The 14,545-nt window shown below is 70.4% G+C and carries 11 protein-coding genes and 2 pseudogenes; 8 read left to right on the top strand and 5 right to left on the bottom strand.

The genetic code is table 11. The features are described from left to right. Positions 1-4: 4 nt before the first annotated feature. Genes ACY34I_RS27830 through ACY34I_RS27820 form a run of 3 tightly spaced genes read left to right on the top strand, consistent with a single transcriptional unit; the run spans position 5 to position 4,196 of the window. Entirely contained in the window at positions 5-256 is a 252-nt protein-coding gene (locus ACY34I_RS27830) for an acyl carrier protein (protein WP_462757984.1), read from the top strand. Continuing rightward, positions 253-1,092, top strand: a complete 840-nt coding sequence (locus ACY34I_RS27825; RefSeq protein WP_462757983.1) for an acyl-ACP desaturase — start codon at positions 253-255, stop codon at positions 1,090-1,092. The genes ACY34I_RS27830 and ACY34I_RS27825 overlap by 4 nt, the downstream gene beginning before the upstream one ends. Then, the gene (locus tag ACY34I_RS27820) at positions 1,089-4,196 is read left to right on the top strand and encodes an aminotransferase class I/II-fold pyridoxal phosphate-dependent enzyme (protein ID WP_462757982.1); all 3,108 of its coding nucleotides are present in this window, start codon (positions 1,089-1,091) and stop codon (positions 4,194-4,196) included. Before ACY34I_RS27825 ends, ACY34I_RS27820 begins: the two co-directional genes overlap by 4 nt. Here ACY34I_RS27820 and ACY34I_RS27815 read toward each other — a convergent pair. After that, entirely contained in the window at positions 4,110-4,676 is a 567-nt protein-coding gene (locus ACY34I_RS27815; RefSeq protein WP_462757980.1) for a TetR/AcrR family transcriptional regulator, read from the bottom strand. The two genes, ACY34I_RS27820 and ACY34I_RS27815, sit on opposite strands and share 87 nt — an antisense overlap. A 90-nt stretch (positions 4,677-4,766) precedes the next feature. On the opposite strand from ACY34I_RS27815, the gene ACY34I_RS27810 reads away from it, so the two are divergent. Next, positions 4,767-6,284 (top strand): FAD-dependent monooxygenase, encoded by a 1,518-nt coding sequence (locus ACY34I_RS27810; protein ID WP_462757979.1) that lies wholly within the window; start codon positions 4,767-4,769, stop codon positions 6,282-6,284. Between the two features lie 51 nt (positions 6,285-6,335). Here ACY34I_RS27810 and ACY34I_RS27805 read toward each other — a convergent pair whose 3' ends face one another. Together ACY34I_RS27805 and ACY34I_RS27800 are read right to left on the bottom strand one after the other, a co-directional pair. After that, positions 6,336-8,144 carry a M14 family metallopeptidase gene (locus ACY34I_RS27805; RefSeq protein ID WP_462757977.1) on the bottom strand — a complete coding sequence of 603 codons (1,809 nt, stop codon included), beginning with the start codon at positions 8,142-8,144 and terminating at the stop codon, positions 6,336-6,338. Positions 8,145-8,539: 395 nt separating this feature from the next. Beyond that, positions 8,540-9,136, bottom strand: coding sequence for a TetR/AcrR family transcriptional regulator (locus ACY34I_RS27800; protein WP_462757976.1), 597 nt, complete (start codon positions 9,134-9,136; stop codon positions 8,540-8,542). A 47-nt stretch (positions 9,137-9,183) separates the two neighbouring features. Between ACY34I_RS27800 and ACY34I_RS27795 the strand changes: the two are divergent. Continuing rightward, a pseudogene (locus tag ACY34I_RS27795) lies at positions 9,184-9,729 on the top strand (GNAT family N-acetyltransferase); the annotation flags it as partial. Between the two features lie 845 nt (positions 9,730-10,574). Then, positions 10,575-11,255 carry a YdcF family protein gene (locus ACY34I_RS27790; RefSeq protein WP_462757975.1) on the top strand — a complete coding sequence of 227 codons (681 nt, stop codon included), beginning with the start codon at positions 10,575-10,577 and terminating at the stop codon, positions 11,253-11,255. Between the two features lie 5 nt (positions 11,256-11,260). Here ACY34I_RS27790 and ACY34I_RS27785 read toward each other — a convergent pair whose 3' ends face one another. Next, positions 11,261-12,487: a helix-turn-helix domain-containing protein gene (locus ACY34I_RS27785; RefSeq protein ID WP_462757974.1), complete on the bottom strand. Its 1,227-nt coding sequence runs from the start codon at positions 12,485-12,487 to the stop codon at positions 11,261-11,263. A 375-nt stretch (positions 12,488-12,862) separates the two neighbouring features. On the opposite strand from ACY34I_RS27785, the gene amcA reads away from it, so the two are divergent. After that, a complete protein-coding gene (amcA, locus tag ACY34I_RS27780) occupies positions 12,863-13,030 on the top strand; it encodes a multiple cyclophane-containing RiPP AmcA (protein WP_462757973.1) in 168 nt (55 codons plus the stop codon). Continuing rightward, positions 13,027-13,370: pseudogene (locus tag ACY34I_RS27775) on the top strand (hypothetical protein). The gene amcA and the pseudogene ACY34I_RS27775 overlap by 4 nt, the downstream one beginning before the upstream one ends. 188 nt (positions 13,371-13,558) lie before the next feature. Here ACY34I_RS27775 and ACY34I_RS27770 read toward each other — a convergent pair. Beyond that, on the bottom strand, positions 13,559-14,545 hold a 987-nt coding region (locus ACY34I_RS27770), incomplete at its 5' end, for a hypothetical protein (protein WP_462757972.1).

Raw genomic sequence — 14,545 nt, 5'->3', positions numbered from 1 at the left:
CCCCGTGTCCACCGATGAGCTGCTGGCCCTGATCGCCGCCGGGATCGCCGACGTGACCGGCCGTCCCGCCCCCGTGCTGACGGTCGACGCCGACCTCGCCGCGCTAGGGCTGGACAGCCTGCAGGCCCTGGAACTGGTTGCCTGGGCGGAGGAGCGGCTGCGGATCCGCGTGCCGGACGAGGAACTGGCCACCGTTCGCAGCATCGGCGACCTGTCCGGCGTGCTCGCCGCCCGACTGCCGGCCGGTACGCCATGACCGACCGGGCGCTGCGGGAGGCGTTCCACCGCGAGTTCATGACCTTCTTCGAGCAGGCCGAACGGACCCGCCGCTGGAACGTGTTCACCGACATCGACTGGGACCGCCTCGCCGGCCACGACCCCGACCCGCGGCTGGCGCTCTCCGCGGAGACGTTCTGCGGCGTGGAGATGTACCTGCCGGACTACCTGCGCGCCCACCTCGACCTGATGCGCGGCGACTACGGCCGCGCCTGGTTCGCGGCGAACTGGGGCTACGAGGAGGCCAGACACTCCCTGGTGCTCCGCGAGTACCTGCGCCGCAGCGGCGCCCGCACCGACGCGCAGCTGCACGACTACGCCGACACCGTACTGGCCCGCCGCTGGGAGCCGCCCTACGACGACGGCCGCCGGATGACCATCTACGGCGCCCTGCAGGAGCTGACCACGTTCGTCATCTACCGCAAGCAGCGCCAGTGGGCGACCCGGCACGGCGACCCGGTGCTGCCGGAGATCTACCGCCTGGTGGGGCGCGACGAGATGGCCCACTCCCGCTTCTACCTGAAGATGATCCGCCTACATCTGGCCGACGACCGGTCGGGCACCCTCGCCGACCTCGCGTACGTGCTGCGCACCTTCCGGATGCCCGCGGAGGACCTGCTGCCCGACTACGCCAGCCGCATCGAGGTGATGCGCGCCGCCGGCATCGACCGCGGCGTCTTCCTCGCCGAGGTGGTGCTGCCGCTGCTGCGCGCCCTTCAGCTGACCCGGCACGACCTGCCCCGGGTGCCCGCCCAGGCGGTCACCGAGATCTCCGGGCCACCCGGGCTGCTCACCGCCGCCGGATCCGCCGGATGACCACCGCCGCCCCGATCGCCGTCGTCGGCGCCGCCTGCCGCTTCCCCGGCGCCGCAAACCTCGATGCGTACTGGGACCTGATCCGCACCGGCCGGGTCGCCACCGGGCGGGTGTCGCCGCACCGCTGGCGGCACGGCTGGATGCACGACCCCGACGACGCCCGGGCGGCGGACTTCGCGTACACCGACGTCGTGGCCCACCTGCCCGAGGTGGACACCTTCCCGGCCGCCCGGTACGCCCTCGCGCCGCGCCGCGTCGAGGTGACCGACCCGCAGCACCGGCTGCTGGTCCAGGTCACCGAGGACGCACTGCGCCATGCCGACGTCGACCTGCCCCGCGACCGCACCGGCGTCTACGTGGGCGCCTCGGTCAGCGAGTACAAGGACCTGCTGACCAGCCGGATCCGGGCCCGGCAGATGGCCGCCGGCGAATTCGGCACGCCACTGGACCCGCAGGCCGCACAAGCCGCGGTGGCCGGGGTGGCGCCGCCCCGCGCGTACACCATTCCCGGGACCCTGCTGAACATGGCCGCTGCCACCGTCAGCGCGGTGTTCGACCTCGGCGGACCCAGCTTCGTCGTCGACGCCGCCTGCGCGTCGGCGCTCGTCGCGGTGCACGAGGCCGTCGTCCACCTGCGCGCCGGCCAGTGCGACCTTGCCGTCGCCGGCGGCGTCTACCTGAACCTGGTACCCGACAACCTGATCGGCTTCTCCCGCATCGGCGCGGTCTCCCGCACCGGCGTGTGCCGCCCGTTCGACCGGCGCGCCGACGGCTTCGTGCTCGGCGAGGGCGTCGGCGTCGTCGTCCTCAAGCGCCTCGACGACGCCCTCGCCGCCGGTGACCAGGTGTACGCGGTCATCCGCGGCACCGGCTGCGCCAACGACGGCCGCGCCGAGGGACCCATGACCCCGCGCCTGGACGGCCAGGTGATCAGCCTGCGCCGGGCGTACGCCGACGCCGCCGTGGACCCGGCGACCGTGGGATTCGTCGAGTGCCATGGCACCGCCACTCCGACCGGCGACGCCGTCGAACTGGCCGCCCTGCGCACCGTGCTCGGCGACGGCACTCCAGTGCACGTGTCCTCAGTCAAGGCGAACATCGGCCACACCATGTCCGCCGCAGGCATCGCCGGCCTGCTCAAGGCGGTCCTGGTGCTCCGGCACGCGACCGTGCCACCACAGGTCAACTGCGAGGACCCCGAACCCGCACTCGGCGCCCTGCGCATCGCCCCCACCGCCCAGCCCTTGCCCACCTGCGGCGACGGCGTGCCACACCGGGCCGCGGTCAGCTCGTTCGGCTTCGGCGGCACGAACGTGCACGTCGTTCTTGAGCAGGCCGCCGGCCTGCCGCGACCGGCGGCCGTCCCGGCCCCGGCCGGCGATGCGGTGCGCTACTGGGCCGTCCGGCGGGGCCCCGCACCGGAACCGCCCACCCGCGCAGCCGCGCCCGTCGCCGTCGACCTCGCTCCGGCCGCCGCGCCGCCGGTACGGTCGGCCCTGCTCGCCGCCGTCGCGAAGGCGGGGTCCTACCCGCCGGACTCGCTGCGTGCCAACCAGGCCCTCGTGGACGACCTCGGCTTCGACTCGCTGATGCTGATCGAGCTGGAGGAACAGCTGATCTCGGCGCATCCGGAGCTGGATCAGCTGCCAGAGGATCTGCTGCGGCGCACCACGACGATCGCCGACATCGACGCCTGGCTGACCGCGACCTTCGGCACGGCAACCGACCCGACCGGAGCGCCCACCGACGCGACCGACCCGGCCGCTGGTCCCGGCCTTGTCACCGCCCGCCAGGCCTCTTCTGCCGAGCGGAGCCCGGTGCCGCCCGAACTCGCCGCATTCCAGCAGCGGCTCTCCCTCCCGGAACGCATCGGCGTGGCCAACCCGTACTTCGTGCCGCACGATGGCGCGCTCGGCGCCACGACCCGCATCCGCGGGACCGAGTTGGTCGATTTCTCCGGCTACGACTACCTCGGCCTCGCCACGCATCCCGCCGTGGTCGCCGCCGCCACCGACGCCCTCGCCCGCTACGGCACCTCCGTCTCGGCCAGCCGGGTCGCCTCCGGCGAACGGCCGCTGCACCGTGACCTGGAGGAGGCCGTGGCGGCCTTTCTCGGTACGGAGGCCGCCCTGGCCATGGTGAGCGGACACGCCACGAACGTGAGCGTGCTCGGACACCTGCTGCGACGCGACGACCTGGCCCTGCACGACGCGCTGGCGCACGACAGCATCCTGCAGGGCATCCGGCTGTCCCGGGCTCACCGCCGGTCCTTCCCGCACAACGACCTCGACGCGCTCGACCGGCTGCTCACCGAGCTCGCACCGCGCCACGGCCGGGTGCTGGTGGCGGTCGAGGGCGTCTACAGCATGGACGGCGACCTTGCCGACCTGCCCGCCCTGGTGGAGCTGCGCCGCCGGCACGGGTTCCTGCTCTATGTCGACGAGGCGCACAGCCTCGGGGTGCTCGGCGCGACGGGCCGCGGCGCCGGGGAACACTGGGGGGTGCGCCCGTGCGACGTCGACGTCTGGATGGGGACGCTGTCCAAGGCGCTGGCCAGCTGCGGCGGCTACGTCGCCGGCGATGCGCAGCTCATCGAGTACCTGCGCTACACCTGTCCGGGATTCCTCTACAGCGTCGGTCTTCCGCCGGCGTCCGCGGCGGCGGCGCTGGCCGCGCTGCGCAAACTCGGCGACGAACCCGAGCGGGTGGTGCGGTTGCGCGACAACGCCCAACTGTTCCGGCGGCTGGCCGTCCGCGCGGGCCTCGAGGTGGGCGCCGGGTCGGCGCCGGTCGTACCGGTCATCACCGGCGGGTCGGAGGTCGCATTGGTGCTGGCGGACCGGATGCGGCAGCGCGGTGTCAACGTCCAGCCCATCCTGTATCCCGCGGTCGAGGAGACCGCCGCGCGGCTGCGCTTCTTCATCAACGCGACCCACACCCAGGCGCAGATCGAGTCGACGGTCGAGGCGCTGGCGCAGGAATACGGGGCGGTGGTGACGCCCCCCGGAGAACCGAGCTCAGCTGGCACCGGTGAGATAGCCGGTCACGACCGGGCCGACCCGGGCGGCGAGCTCGTCCGACGTCATCGCCACAACGGGCGGTAGCTGCACGACGTACCGGCACAGGGCGAGGCCGAGGATCTGGCTGGCGATGAGGCCGGCCCGCCGCGCGGCCTCGGTCGGGTCGGGGCAGCCGGCGGCGACGGCCGGGGCGACCTGGGTGGCGAAGATCTGCCGCATCCGCTCCGCGGCGGCGTTGTTCGTCACGGCCGCCCGCAACAGCGCGGCCAGTGACTCGTCCACCTCCCACCGCTGCAGGAAGTGGCGGACCAGCGCCTCGCCGAGCTGCTCTCGTGGGAGCTGGCGGGCGTCCGGCAGGTGGAGGTCGAACTCGGCCGCCGCAGCGAAGAGCTTCTCCTTGTTGCCGTAGTAGCGCATCACCATCGCCGGGTCGATGCCGGCGTCGGCGGCGATCGCCCGGATGGTGGCCCGCTCGTACCCGTCGGCGGCGAAACGTTCCCGGGCGGCGCGCAGGATGGCCTCGCGGGTGGTGTCGGAGCGGCGGGGCCGGCTGGGAGCGGTCATGCCAACGATTGTAGGCCAACAGGTGTTGACTTCGGCTCCCGGGTGGGCCTACCGTTGATGTCAACAGTTGTTGACTCGCGGGGAGTTGCCATGATCAGCCAGCAGAACGACGTCGTCATCGTCGGCGCCGGCCCCACCGGTCTCCTACTCGCCGGCGACCTGGCCGCTGCGGGCGTACGCACCACCGTCCTGGAACGCCGATCGGCGGAGTCCAACCTCACCCGCGCCTTCGCCGTCCACGCCCGCACCCTGGAGCAACTCGACGCGCGGGGACTGGCCGACGAGCTGATCACCGCCGGCGCCCAGGTGCCGTCGCTGCGCCTGTTCGGCTTCGTCCGGGTCGACCTCTCCTCGCTGCCCAGCCGGCACCCGTTCGTGCTGATCACGCCGCAGTACCAGGTCGAGCGGCTGCTCCAGCGGCGGGCCGTGGCGGCGGGAGCGAATCTGGCACGCGGCGCCGAGGTCACCGGCCTGCGGCAGGACGCCGACGGCGTCGACATCGACGTGACCACCCAGGACGGGCCGGCGACCATGCGGGCGTCGTACCTCGTCGGGGCCGACGGCCTCCGCAGCCGGGTCCGGGAGGCGCTCGGCCTGCCGTTCCCCGGCAAGGCCGTGGTCACCTCGCTCATGCTCGCCGACGTACGGCTCGCCGAACCGCCCCGGGACGTGCTCATGGTGAACGCGGTGGGCGATGCCTTCGCCTTCATCGCGCCGTTCGGCGACGGCTGGTACCGCGTCTTCGCCTGGAACCGCCGCAACCAGCAGCCGGACAGCGTCCCGGTCGACTTCACCGAGCTACGGGAGGTGACCCGTCAGGCGCTCGGCAGCGACTTCGGCATGCACGACCCACGCTGGATGTCCCGCTTCCACAGCGACGAGCGGCAGGCCCCGCGATACCGGGTGGGTCGCGTCTTCCTCGCCGGCGACGCGGCACACGTGCACTCACCCGCCGGCGGCCAGGGCATGAACACCGGCCTGCAGGACGCGGCGAACCTCGGCTGGAAGCTCGCCGCCGCCGTGCACGGCTGGGCGGCCGACGGGCTGCTGGACACCTACCACGCCGAACGGCACCCGGTCGGCCGGATGGTGCTGCGCGGCAGCGGCGCGATCCTCCGGTTGGCTTTGATCCGGTCACGGCCGGCCGAGGCGGCCCGCACGAGAATCCTCCGCACCGCGCTGCGGCTCGGACCGATCAGGCGGAGGATGGCCGGCATGATCTCCGGCGTCGGCGTCCGGTACGAGGCCCCGCGCGGCGCGCACCCGCTGGTCGGCACCCGGGCGGCGGACCTGCCGCTCACCGGTGACCGGCCCGTCGGACGGCTCGCCGAGGCGCTGCGCGGCGGCACGTTCGTCCTCCTCACGCCGACCGGCGCCGACGCGGCGACCGCGCAGGCCTGGGGCGACCGGGTCCGCGTGGCCACCCCGGCGGCGGCCGGCACACCGCTCACCCTGGTCCGCCCCGACGGCTACATCGCCTGGGTGTCGGAAGAGACCAATCCCAGCCGACGCGCCGACCAGCTGCGCGTCGCGCTCGGCGAGTGGTGTGGCGCGCCGGTCGCGTCGCAGGAATCCGCTGCGGCCCGGACCGGAGCCGGGCAGGAGTAGCTCACGACGGTGTCCCCGCCCCGGCGAGCGGAGCGGGGACACCGCCGGCGATCAGCTCAGGCGTACGGAGGCGGTGTCCAGACCGCCACGAACGCTGACCGCCTTCACCGTGATGGAGTCGGTGCCGGTCTTGATCACCCGAAGCCGGACCTTCTGCTTGTCGTCACCGTCCAGGTAGAACTGCGGCGCGGCCCCCACGGCGCGGGCGCCGTCGACCTTGACGGTGTCCGGAGCGACGATCTTGATCTCCTTCGCCTGCTCGAGCGCAGTCGGAATGCGGCCGGTGTTCCTGACCGTCGCCGTGATCTCGTGCGTCGCGCCGTCGCTCTGGGTGCCCGTGAGCTTCTTGGCGGTGACCTCGGTCAGGTCGACCTGCGGCAGCGACTCGATCAGATACAGGTTGAACCGGGCCTGGTTGGCAGCCCAGGTGCCGATCAGATCAGCCGACGGGTTCTGCGACCAGAACTTGGGGTTGATCCCGCCGATCTCGACCTTCCCCAGCTTGGGATGTTGCACCTCGGTCCACGGCAGGAAGCAGTTCGTGCGGCCGTTCTCGGTGCACCACCGCGACCGCTCCCAGTCGGCGTACCTGCCATCCTTGTCGAAGTCGACGTAGTCCCCACCGTTCCAGATCTCGTCGCCGTACCAGACGGCGCCGTACTGGAAGTAGCCGAAGTCAGGGCCGTGCCCGAACAGCGGCGTCGGCTGGCCACCGTTGCGGGTGGCGTAGTCGATGTAGACGCTTCCCGTGTTCCGGTAGCCGGTGAACGAGGCACCCGCCTTGTCGAAGTGCTCGTAGAGCTTGCGGTCGCTGGCGTACATGCACTCGACGGGGTCGCAGGTCGACGGTCCCCGCAGATGCATGGGCACCCGCGTGTCCATGCTGTTCACCGCACCGATGTTGGTGTGCGACATCAGCCAGGTGTACACGTGCCGGGTCTCCGGCTCCGACAACGGGTATGCGCCGGCACCACCCTGGGTCAGGTTCCGGCCGGTGGCGTCGTCCGCCGGCATGACATGCCAGTTGTACGGGTAGTTGCGGTGCAGGTCGAGGCCGCCGATGCCGTCTTCGTTGTAGCGGCCGTCACCGTCGTTGTCGATGCCCTCGGAGAACATCAGGTAGTCGCCCTTGCCCGCGCCGACGCTGAGCATGGCGTTCCCGGCGGGGTCCCGCTCGTCGACGACGTGGGTTCCCTTGCCCGCGCCGACGTACTGGCGCAGCTGGCTCAGGTACCCGTCACCGTTGAGGTCCTCACCCGGGTCCTCGTCGCGCTTGCCGTCCCCGTCGTTGTCGTCCGGCCGCACCGTCGACCGGTTCGTCTGGGCCGTGTACAGGTACATGTCGTGGCCGTCGGGATTGTTGACCGGTCGGATGTACACGGTCTTTTCATCGAGCAGTTTGTCGACGGTCTCGTCCTTGCCCGCCTGGGTGATGAGGTGGTGCGCCAGCCACAGCGAGCTCTCGGCCGACGAAATCTCGCCCGAGTGGCGATTCCCCTCGAAGTAGGCGGCCGGCTTGTCGGTGTCCGCGCCGGTGGACTTGTTCGTGATGGTCAGCTGGTAAATCGGCTGACCGCTGTAGCTCTCGCCGACGATGTGCAGGTCGACGAGGTCGGGACGCTCGTGGGCCCACTTCTTCAGCCACCACTGGATCTCGATGCCGGTGTGGAAGTGCGCGAAGTCCATCTGGCCCGGGGTCTTCGGCTGCACCTGGTCGTATTTGACGACCTTGAACGTGCTGTCTCCGTCCCGCTGACCGGCGATCGTGATGGTGGCGGAGGTGGGCGTCACGCTGCCGGGGAACGGCCCCGGATCCTGCGGCGGCTGTAGGCCGACGGTGTAGGCGGGGGCCGCGGACATGGCGGCGCCGTCAAGTCGATGCGCGGCGTCCGGACCCCACAGGTGCGTGGCGCCCAGGACGAGGGCGCCCGCAGCCAGGGGTACCAGTACGGAGGCGGGGCGGATGCGCCGGAGGAAATGCTGCTTCGCCGGCGGGTGCTGGATCGGTACGTCGTGCGAGGAGGCTTGTCGCTGACCGGATGGACTCTGTGCGGGGTCGGAACCCAAGGCAATCTCCCACTGTCACTTTCGATGCTCTCCCATGCGCAACAGGCGCGGGAGTCACGCGGTGTAAGGGGGCCGCCACCCAACGGGTACTCGAGTTCCGATCACCGTAGTCGATCATTGCATAGATGTAAATGCCTAAGCAGAATTGACTCCTTACCGGGCGGGCGAGAGCCGGCGCGGGTGGGTGGTCAGGCGGTTCCGTGGGTCAGCGATGCGAGGAAGTCGTCGACCAGCCGCGTCTGCGTCGCGGCCGGCAGCCGCTCGGGGTCGAACAGCGCCTGGACCACCAGGCCGTGGGTGAACGCCAGCACGATCGTCGCGAGCTGGGCCGGGTCCCCGTCGGGAAGCTCGCCCAGCCGTTGGGCGTCCTCGATGGAGGTACGCAGGCCTGCGCGGATGCGTTCGTAGCGGAGGCTCTGGGCGGCGAACAGGTCGGGGTCGGACAGGGCGACGTCCCAGGAGCCGACCCAGATCCGGTTCATCGCTGCTGCGTCGGGGGTCAACGGGAGGATGTTGAGCATCTGCGTGCGCAGCGCCGCCAGTCCGGGTGCGGGCGCGGCCTGCCGGGGGCGCTGCGCGGTGCGTACCTCGAGGATGTCGAGGGCGTGGGCGATCAGTTCGCGCTTGCCCGCGAAGTAGTGGGTGACCAGTCCGGTCGAGGAGCCCAGGGCCGCAGCTACGGCGCGCATGGTGAGGCCGCCGAAGCCATGCTCGGCCAGGACCTGCCACACCGCCTCCGAGACGTCCTGGCGTCGGGAGTCGTGGTCGGTGCGTGCGGGACTCATGGCCTGCTAGCGTACGTGCCAAACGTTTGTTATGTACGGAGGTCCTGATGTTCGCGCTGCCGCTCGCCGACTCGGCCGTGCTGCGCCCACTGGAACCGTGGCAGGCCGAGGAGTTCCTCGCCCACCTGGACCGGGCGCGCGAGCACATCACGCCGTGGGTCTCGCCCGCCTTCGTCGCCCGCGATCTCGGCGAGGCTCGCGCCGTACTGCAGCGTTACGCGGACAAGCGGGCTCAGGACGGCGGCGGCATCTGGGGCATCTGGCTGGACGGCCGCCTGGTCGGCGGCGTCATGTTCGTCGCCTTCGACACCGCGCTCGGCGTCTGCGAAGCGGGCTGCTGGCTGGAGCCCGGCGCACAGGGCCGCGGGCTGATCACCCGCGCCGCAGAGCGGATCATCGACTGGGCCGTCGAAGAACGCGGCATTGCTCGCGTCGAATGGCGCACCAACGCCCGCAACGCCCGCAGCATCGCGGTCGCGCAGCGGCTGGGAATGAGCCGCGACGGAACGCTGCGCCAGGTCTACCCGGACGGCGCGGGCGGACGGATCGACCTCGAGATCTGGTCGGTGCTGGCCGACGAGTGGCGGGCCCGACACGCCGGCCGACCGGCCCCTCCCACCGCCCGGGGCAGCATGTCCGCCGAGGTGAAGGCTGAACTCGACGGCCTGATGGCCACCTTCCTGGGCGCCTTCGCCAATCCCGGCGGCACCAGGCCGAACGTCGAGGCGATCTACGAGGTGTTCATCCCCGAAGGGATGATCATCAGCAACATCGGCGCGACCCCGGTGGTCTACGACCTGCGCCAGTTCGTCGATCCTCGCGAGAAGATCCTCACCGACGGGACGCTGACCGAGTTCCGGGAATGGGAGACGTCGGAGACCACCGAAATCCATGGCTCGATCGCCCACCGGATCAGCGAGTACCGCAAGTCCGGCTACCTCAACGGCGAGTGGTTCGAGGGCCGGGGCGTGAAGACCAGCCAGTTCGTCAAAACCCCATCGGGCTGGAAAATGAGCTCACTGGCCTGGGACGACGAGCCCGCCCTCCGGCCCGCCACGACAGCTGCTTGAGCTGAGGTGCGCTGCGGGTGTTCAGCGCGATGGCGGCGGTGATCAGCCCGGCGCCGCCCAGTCCGGTCGAGCCGAGGCGATCGCCGACATCCTGGCCGCGAGGCGAGCGACCGACGCCACGCTGAACGGGTTGCTGCTCGGCCTGGGCGCGGCGGCGTTGCTGATGGGCTGGTGTCGAACGTTGCTCGGGATTGTGGGGGCCGGTGGGGGCGCGTCGCCCTGTGGCGTCCATACACCTACGCTTGCGGGATGAGGGACCTCAGCTCGGACCATACCCACGCGAAGCCAGCCATTCTCCGAATGTCGGCCGTGCTACCTGAGCTGCTAGAGGCCCGACGGGGAGACCTGGTGACGGCTGTCGCTGGTCGGTGCTGATGAACCGGAACACTGCTATGCCGGCCGAGGTCATCCCTCCGGAAATTCGGGCTGACGTGGAGACGTTGTGGCAGTACCACGACATGCACCACGAGCTGCGCCCGTGCGACGTCGGGATCGGGCTGGGCAGCCACGACCTCGGTGTCGCGGTGATCGCGACGCGCTTGTTCCACGAGGGCTTGTTCCCGTGCATCGTGTTCACTGGTGCGAACGCGCCGACGACCGTGGAACGGTTTCCACGTGGGGAGGCGGTGCACTACCGGGAGTACGCGGTCGAGCATGGGGTGCCTGCGGAATCGATTCTCCTGGAGCCCCGCGCGACAAACACCGCCCAGAACCTCGAGTACTCGCGCCAGTTGCTGGCTGAGCGACGGATCTCGGTGGGATCGGTACTGATCATGTCCCGGCCCTATCAGCAGCGTCGTGCCTATGCCACCTGCAAACGGATCTGGCCAGAGGTCGATGTGGTGTGCGCGTCGAATCCTCTGGGCCTTGACGACTACGTCCGCAGCATCGGCGACCCGCGACGGGTGGTGAACATGCTGGTCGGCGACACACAGCGGATCGACGTCTACGCGGAGCGCGGTTTCGCGATCCCGCAGGAGATGCCGGACGAGGTCCGGACGGCCTTCGAGCGCCTGGTGGAGGCTGGTTATACGAGCAGGCTGGTCTGAGTCTGCTACCAGCGGGGGGATCCTGGCCGGACACCCATTCGCTCGCTGAGTTCGACGGCCAGGCGGGGTGGTCGGGGTCGGGTGAGGACCTCCCGTACGAGGTCGCGGGACAGTTGGTGATAGCTCACCTGGTCGGGGCCGATGGCCTCGGCGTCCAGGAGGGCGGCGAGGGCATCGTCGATGCGGTTCCATCGGGCGAGGGCGCGCGCGGTTTCGATGGCATGACGGACCTGACGCTCGACGGGGAGTGCAGTGGTGTCGAGCGGGGCGCCGATGGCAATGGCGCGCTGCACGTCACCGAGTTCCATGGCTACGGTCGTCTTGTGGATCGCCACGTTGGTCGGCCCGAAAGCGGTCCACAGGTGGTTGCCGTCGGCACCAAGCCGGGTCGCTGCGGCGTCCGCCTCGGTGATGTGGGTGTCGGCGGAGGCGCGATCGTCGTCACGGGCGGCGGCAAGCGCGCAGACCAGGTGCAGGCTGCCGTAGACCGATAGCAGCTGCGGGGTGGGCCTGGCCAGCCATGGTTCGATGAACTGCGCCGCGGTGGCGGCAAGGCCAAGGGCCTGGGTGTACTCGCCGATGGAAACGAGCGAGTGCGCGGCGGAGCGGCTGAGTGAGCCGATGACCACGTGATCGTTGCTGGCGTTGGCCGCAGCCAGTCCCCGGCTGGCGGCGGTCCAGGCGAGGTCGCCGTCACCCAGCTTGGTGAGGAACAGCGCGGCGAGCTGGTGGGCGTAGGCGGTCATCGCATGGGCGCGTCGACCCTCGTCCCCGCCGTAGGCCTCGGTGGCGGTGAGACAGTCGTGGATGAGATAGGGGAGCCGGCGCGCGAGGGTGCCATAGCGGGAGTGCTGGTAGGCGTTCCAGATCTCGGCGACGTCGGTCTCGATCTTTTCCAATGCGGGAGCTTCGATGGCCGCCGGATTGGCCAGCGCGGGCGCGAGGTGTCGGTAATCATGCAGCGCGGCTCGCAGCGCGGGGATCGTGTCGCGCCCTGACTCGTCGGACCATTCGAACAGGCTCGGTGCGCCGATCAGGTCACCAAGGGAAACGTCGAGAGCTCTGGCGATCGCGCGGATTACCGAGAGACGGTCCAGGTCCGCGCGGTTCGTCTCGACCTTGCGCAGCCACTCGTGGGTCTTACCGACCAGGCCGGCCAGCACCTCCTGCGAAAGTCCGCGGCGCCGCCGGTAGAAGGCGATGCGCTGGCCGATCGTCATGTCGTCCGTCATGCCTCGCACAACATCACCTTGCCCGCTGATGGCCACCGGACCCGGTACGGATTTTCCCGGTCCTCCATGCAGGTCGCTCCTACGTTCAGTTCACATCAGATCACCAGCGCATGTCGATGCCGGTGTCCGAGCACCTCGGAGGGAGCTGCAGATGGAGGGATCGACGACCGGCACACCGGAGTACGGCCTTGGTCGCCGTTCCCGGCTACCGGGCAGCGATCTGTCGCGCTGGGTGCGTTTTCCTCGCCTGCGTACTGCCGTGCGGGCTGCGTGGGTGGGTGACCGGCGGGCTGCTCCCAGCCGCCGTGGTGTGGCGGTGGGCTCGCCTTTCCCCTGGCGAGCCGACCGCTCACCGGCTCAGGCGGGAGTGCCGGCATGACGGTGTACGTCTCGCGCAACGCGAGGGCCGACCAGCCCGGGCGGTCTGAACCGCTTACGCACGATCAAGGGCGGCAGCAGGCGCGGCCCGCTGATCCGCCGCTGCTCACCCACGTGTGGCGTCGGCTGTTCGAGCAGCAGGCCCGAGAAGGGGAACGCCGATGACCGAGGACCAGCGCCGCATCGTGGGGCATCCGATCGCGGGGGAGCCCGTGGAGCATCTGCCGTTGCGCCCGCTGTGGCTGTGCCGCCGGTGCGGGCAGCCGTGGCCCTGCGGGCGGCGAAACTCGCACTCCTCGCCGAGTACCAGGCCAGCCCGGTGAGCCTGTTCCTCTACCTGGCCGGCTGCCTGCATGACGCGATCGACGATCTGCACCGGCTCAACCCGAGTGAGACGGGAAGTGCCGGTGACATGTTTGATCGGTTCCTGGGCTGGCCCGCCCGGCACACCCGCTCCTACCGGGTCAACACGATCGAGTCACGCAGGGCGGAGACGTCACCGTGACGGGCATTGGCGCCCTCAACGAGAACGATCAGCCGGCGAGCGCAAGCACTTCCACGCCCTTGTGGTCCAGCCAACCAACTTCTGAAACCTCGACCGCACCTACTGCTACCTGCCTGACCGCAGGCCCCCGCCTCATCACTCCCCGTCGCGCAGATGTGCGCCGGATCGATCGCGCATCAGAACAGCAGTCATCCGATAAGCCGTTGCCCCAGGCGCTCGGCTGCGGCCTGACGCACGGATGCCACCTCGATAGGGTCGTCGCGTAGCGTGAGCAGCCAGCGTCGCGTCTGGTCGGTGAGCGGGGCGTGTTGAGCGGCCAACAGTCGAACGTCCGGCTCACAGTCGAGGAGATACGACGGCAGTACGCCTGTCGTCTTGTCTGGATCGAGGATCAGCAGGGTGCGCAGGTAGCTGCCTCGCTCGTAACTGTGCGGCGATGCCATGGTCAACCAGCGCAACCGGCGGATCAGGGTTGCCCGCACGTCAGCGTGGGCGGCTGATGGGGATCCGACAAGGATCCTGGCCAGCCCCTCGGTGAGCCGGTCGTGGCCGCACCACTCGTCGGTGAGCCGATCGAGTGCGGCGAGGATCGCCGGGATGTCCTGCTCATCGCCATGTTCGGCGAGGAGGTGTGCGGCGGCGCCGAACAGCGGGTGTTCGCTGTCGGCAGCCCAGCCCCGCGCAGCCGGGACGACCTTCGGGCCGAGGACGCGGAGCGCACCGAACAGCCCGATTTGCCGTTCGGCGGCCAACCGCTCGACCGCGTCGAGCAACTCCGGTACGGGCCGTGCCCTGCGTCGAATCTGGTGCAGCGCGGATACCTTCATGACCCGGCCGGTATCCGGCGCCTTCAGGAGCGCAACCAGATCGATGTCACTGGCGGTCGACAGATCGGGCCGGCGATTTCGCGCAGCCCGTCGGCTACGCTGCGCGGTGATCAGTACGGTGTCGATCCTGGAATCCCGACCGCGCCAGCGTAGCCATGGCTCAGAGGCTGGCAGTACCTCGTCCGCGTCTTCGGACCTGATGCGCCTGGCGGCGGTCTCCCACAGGTCGTCCCACCACTCCGGCGGCCAGCTATGGGCCAGCGAGGTCAGCGCGTCGATCCAGCGGATCCCGTCGTGGACATACGCGCGTAACGCCTCGTGCGCCTGCGTGTTCCCTTTGCGGGCTAA

Source organism: Micromonospora sp. RTBAU3-60, from assembly GCF_054963695.1.
This window is presented reverse-complemented; position numbering and strand designations above follow the sequence as displayed.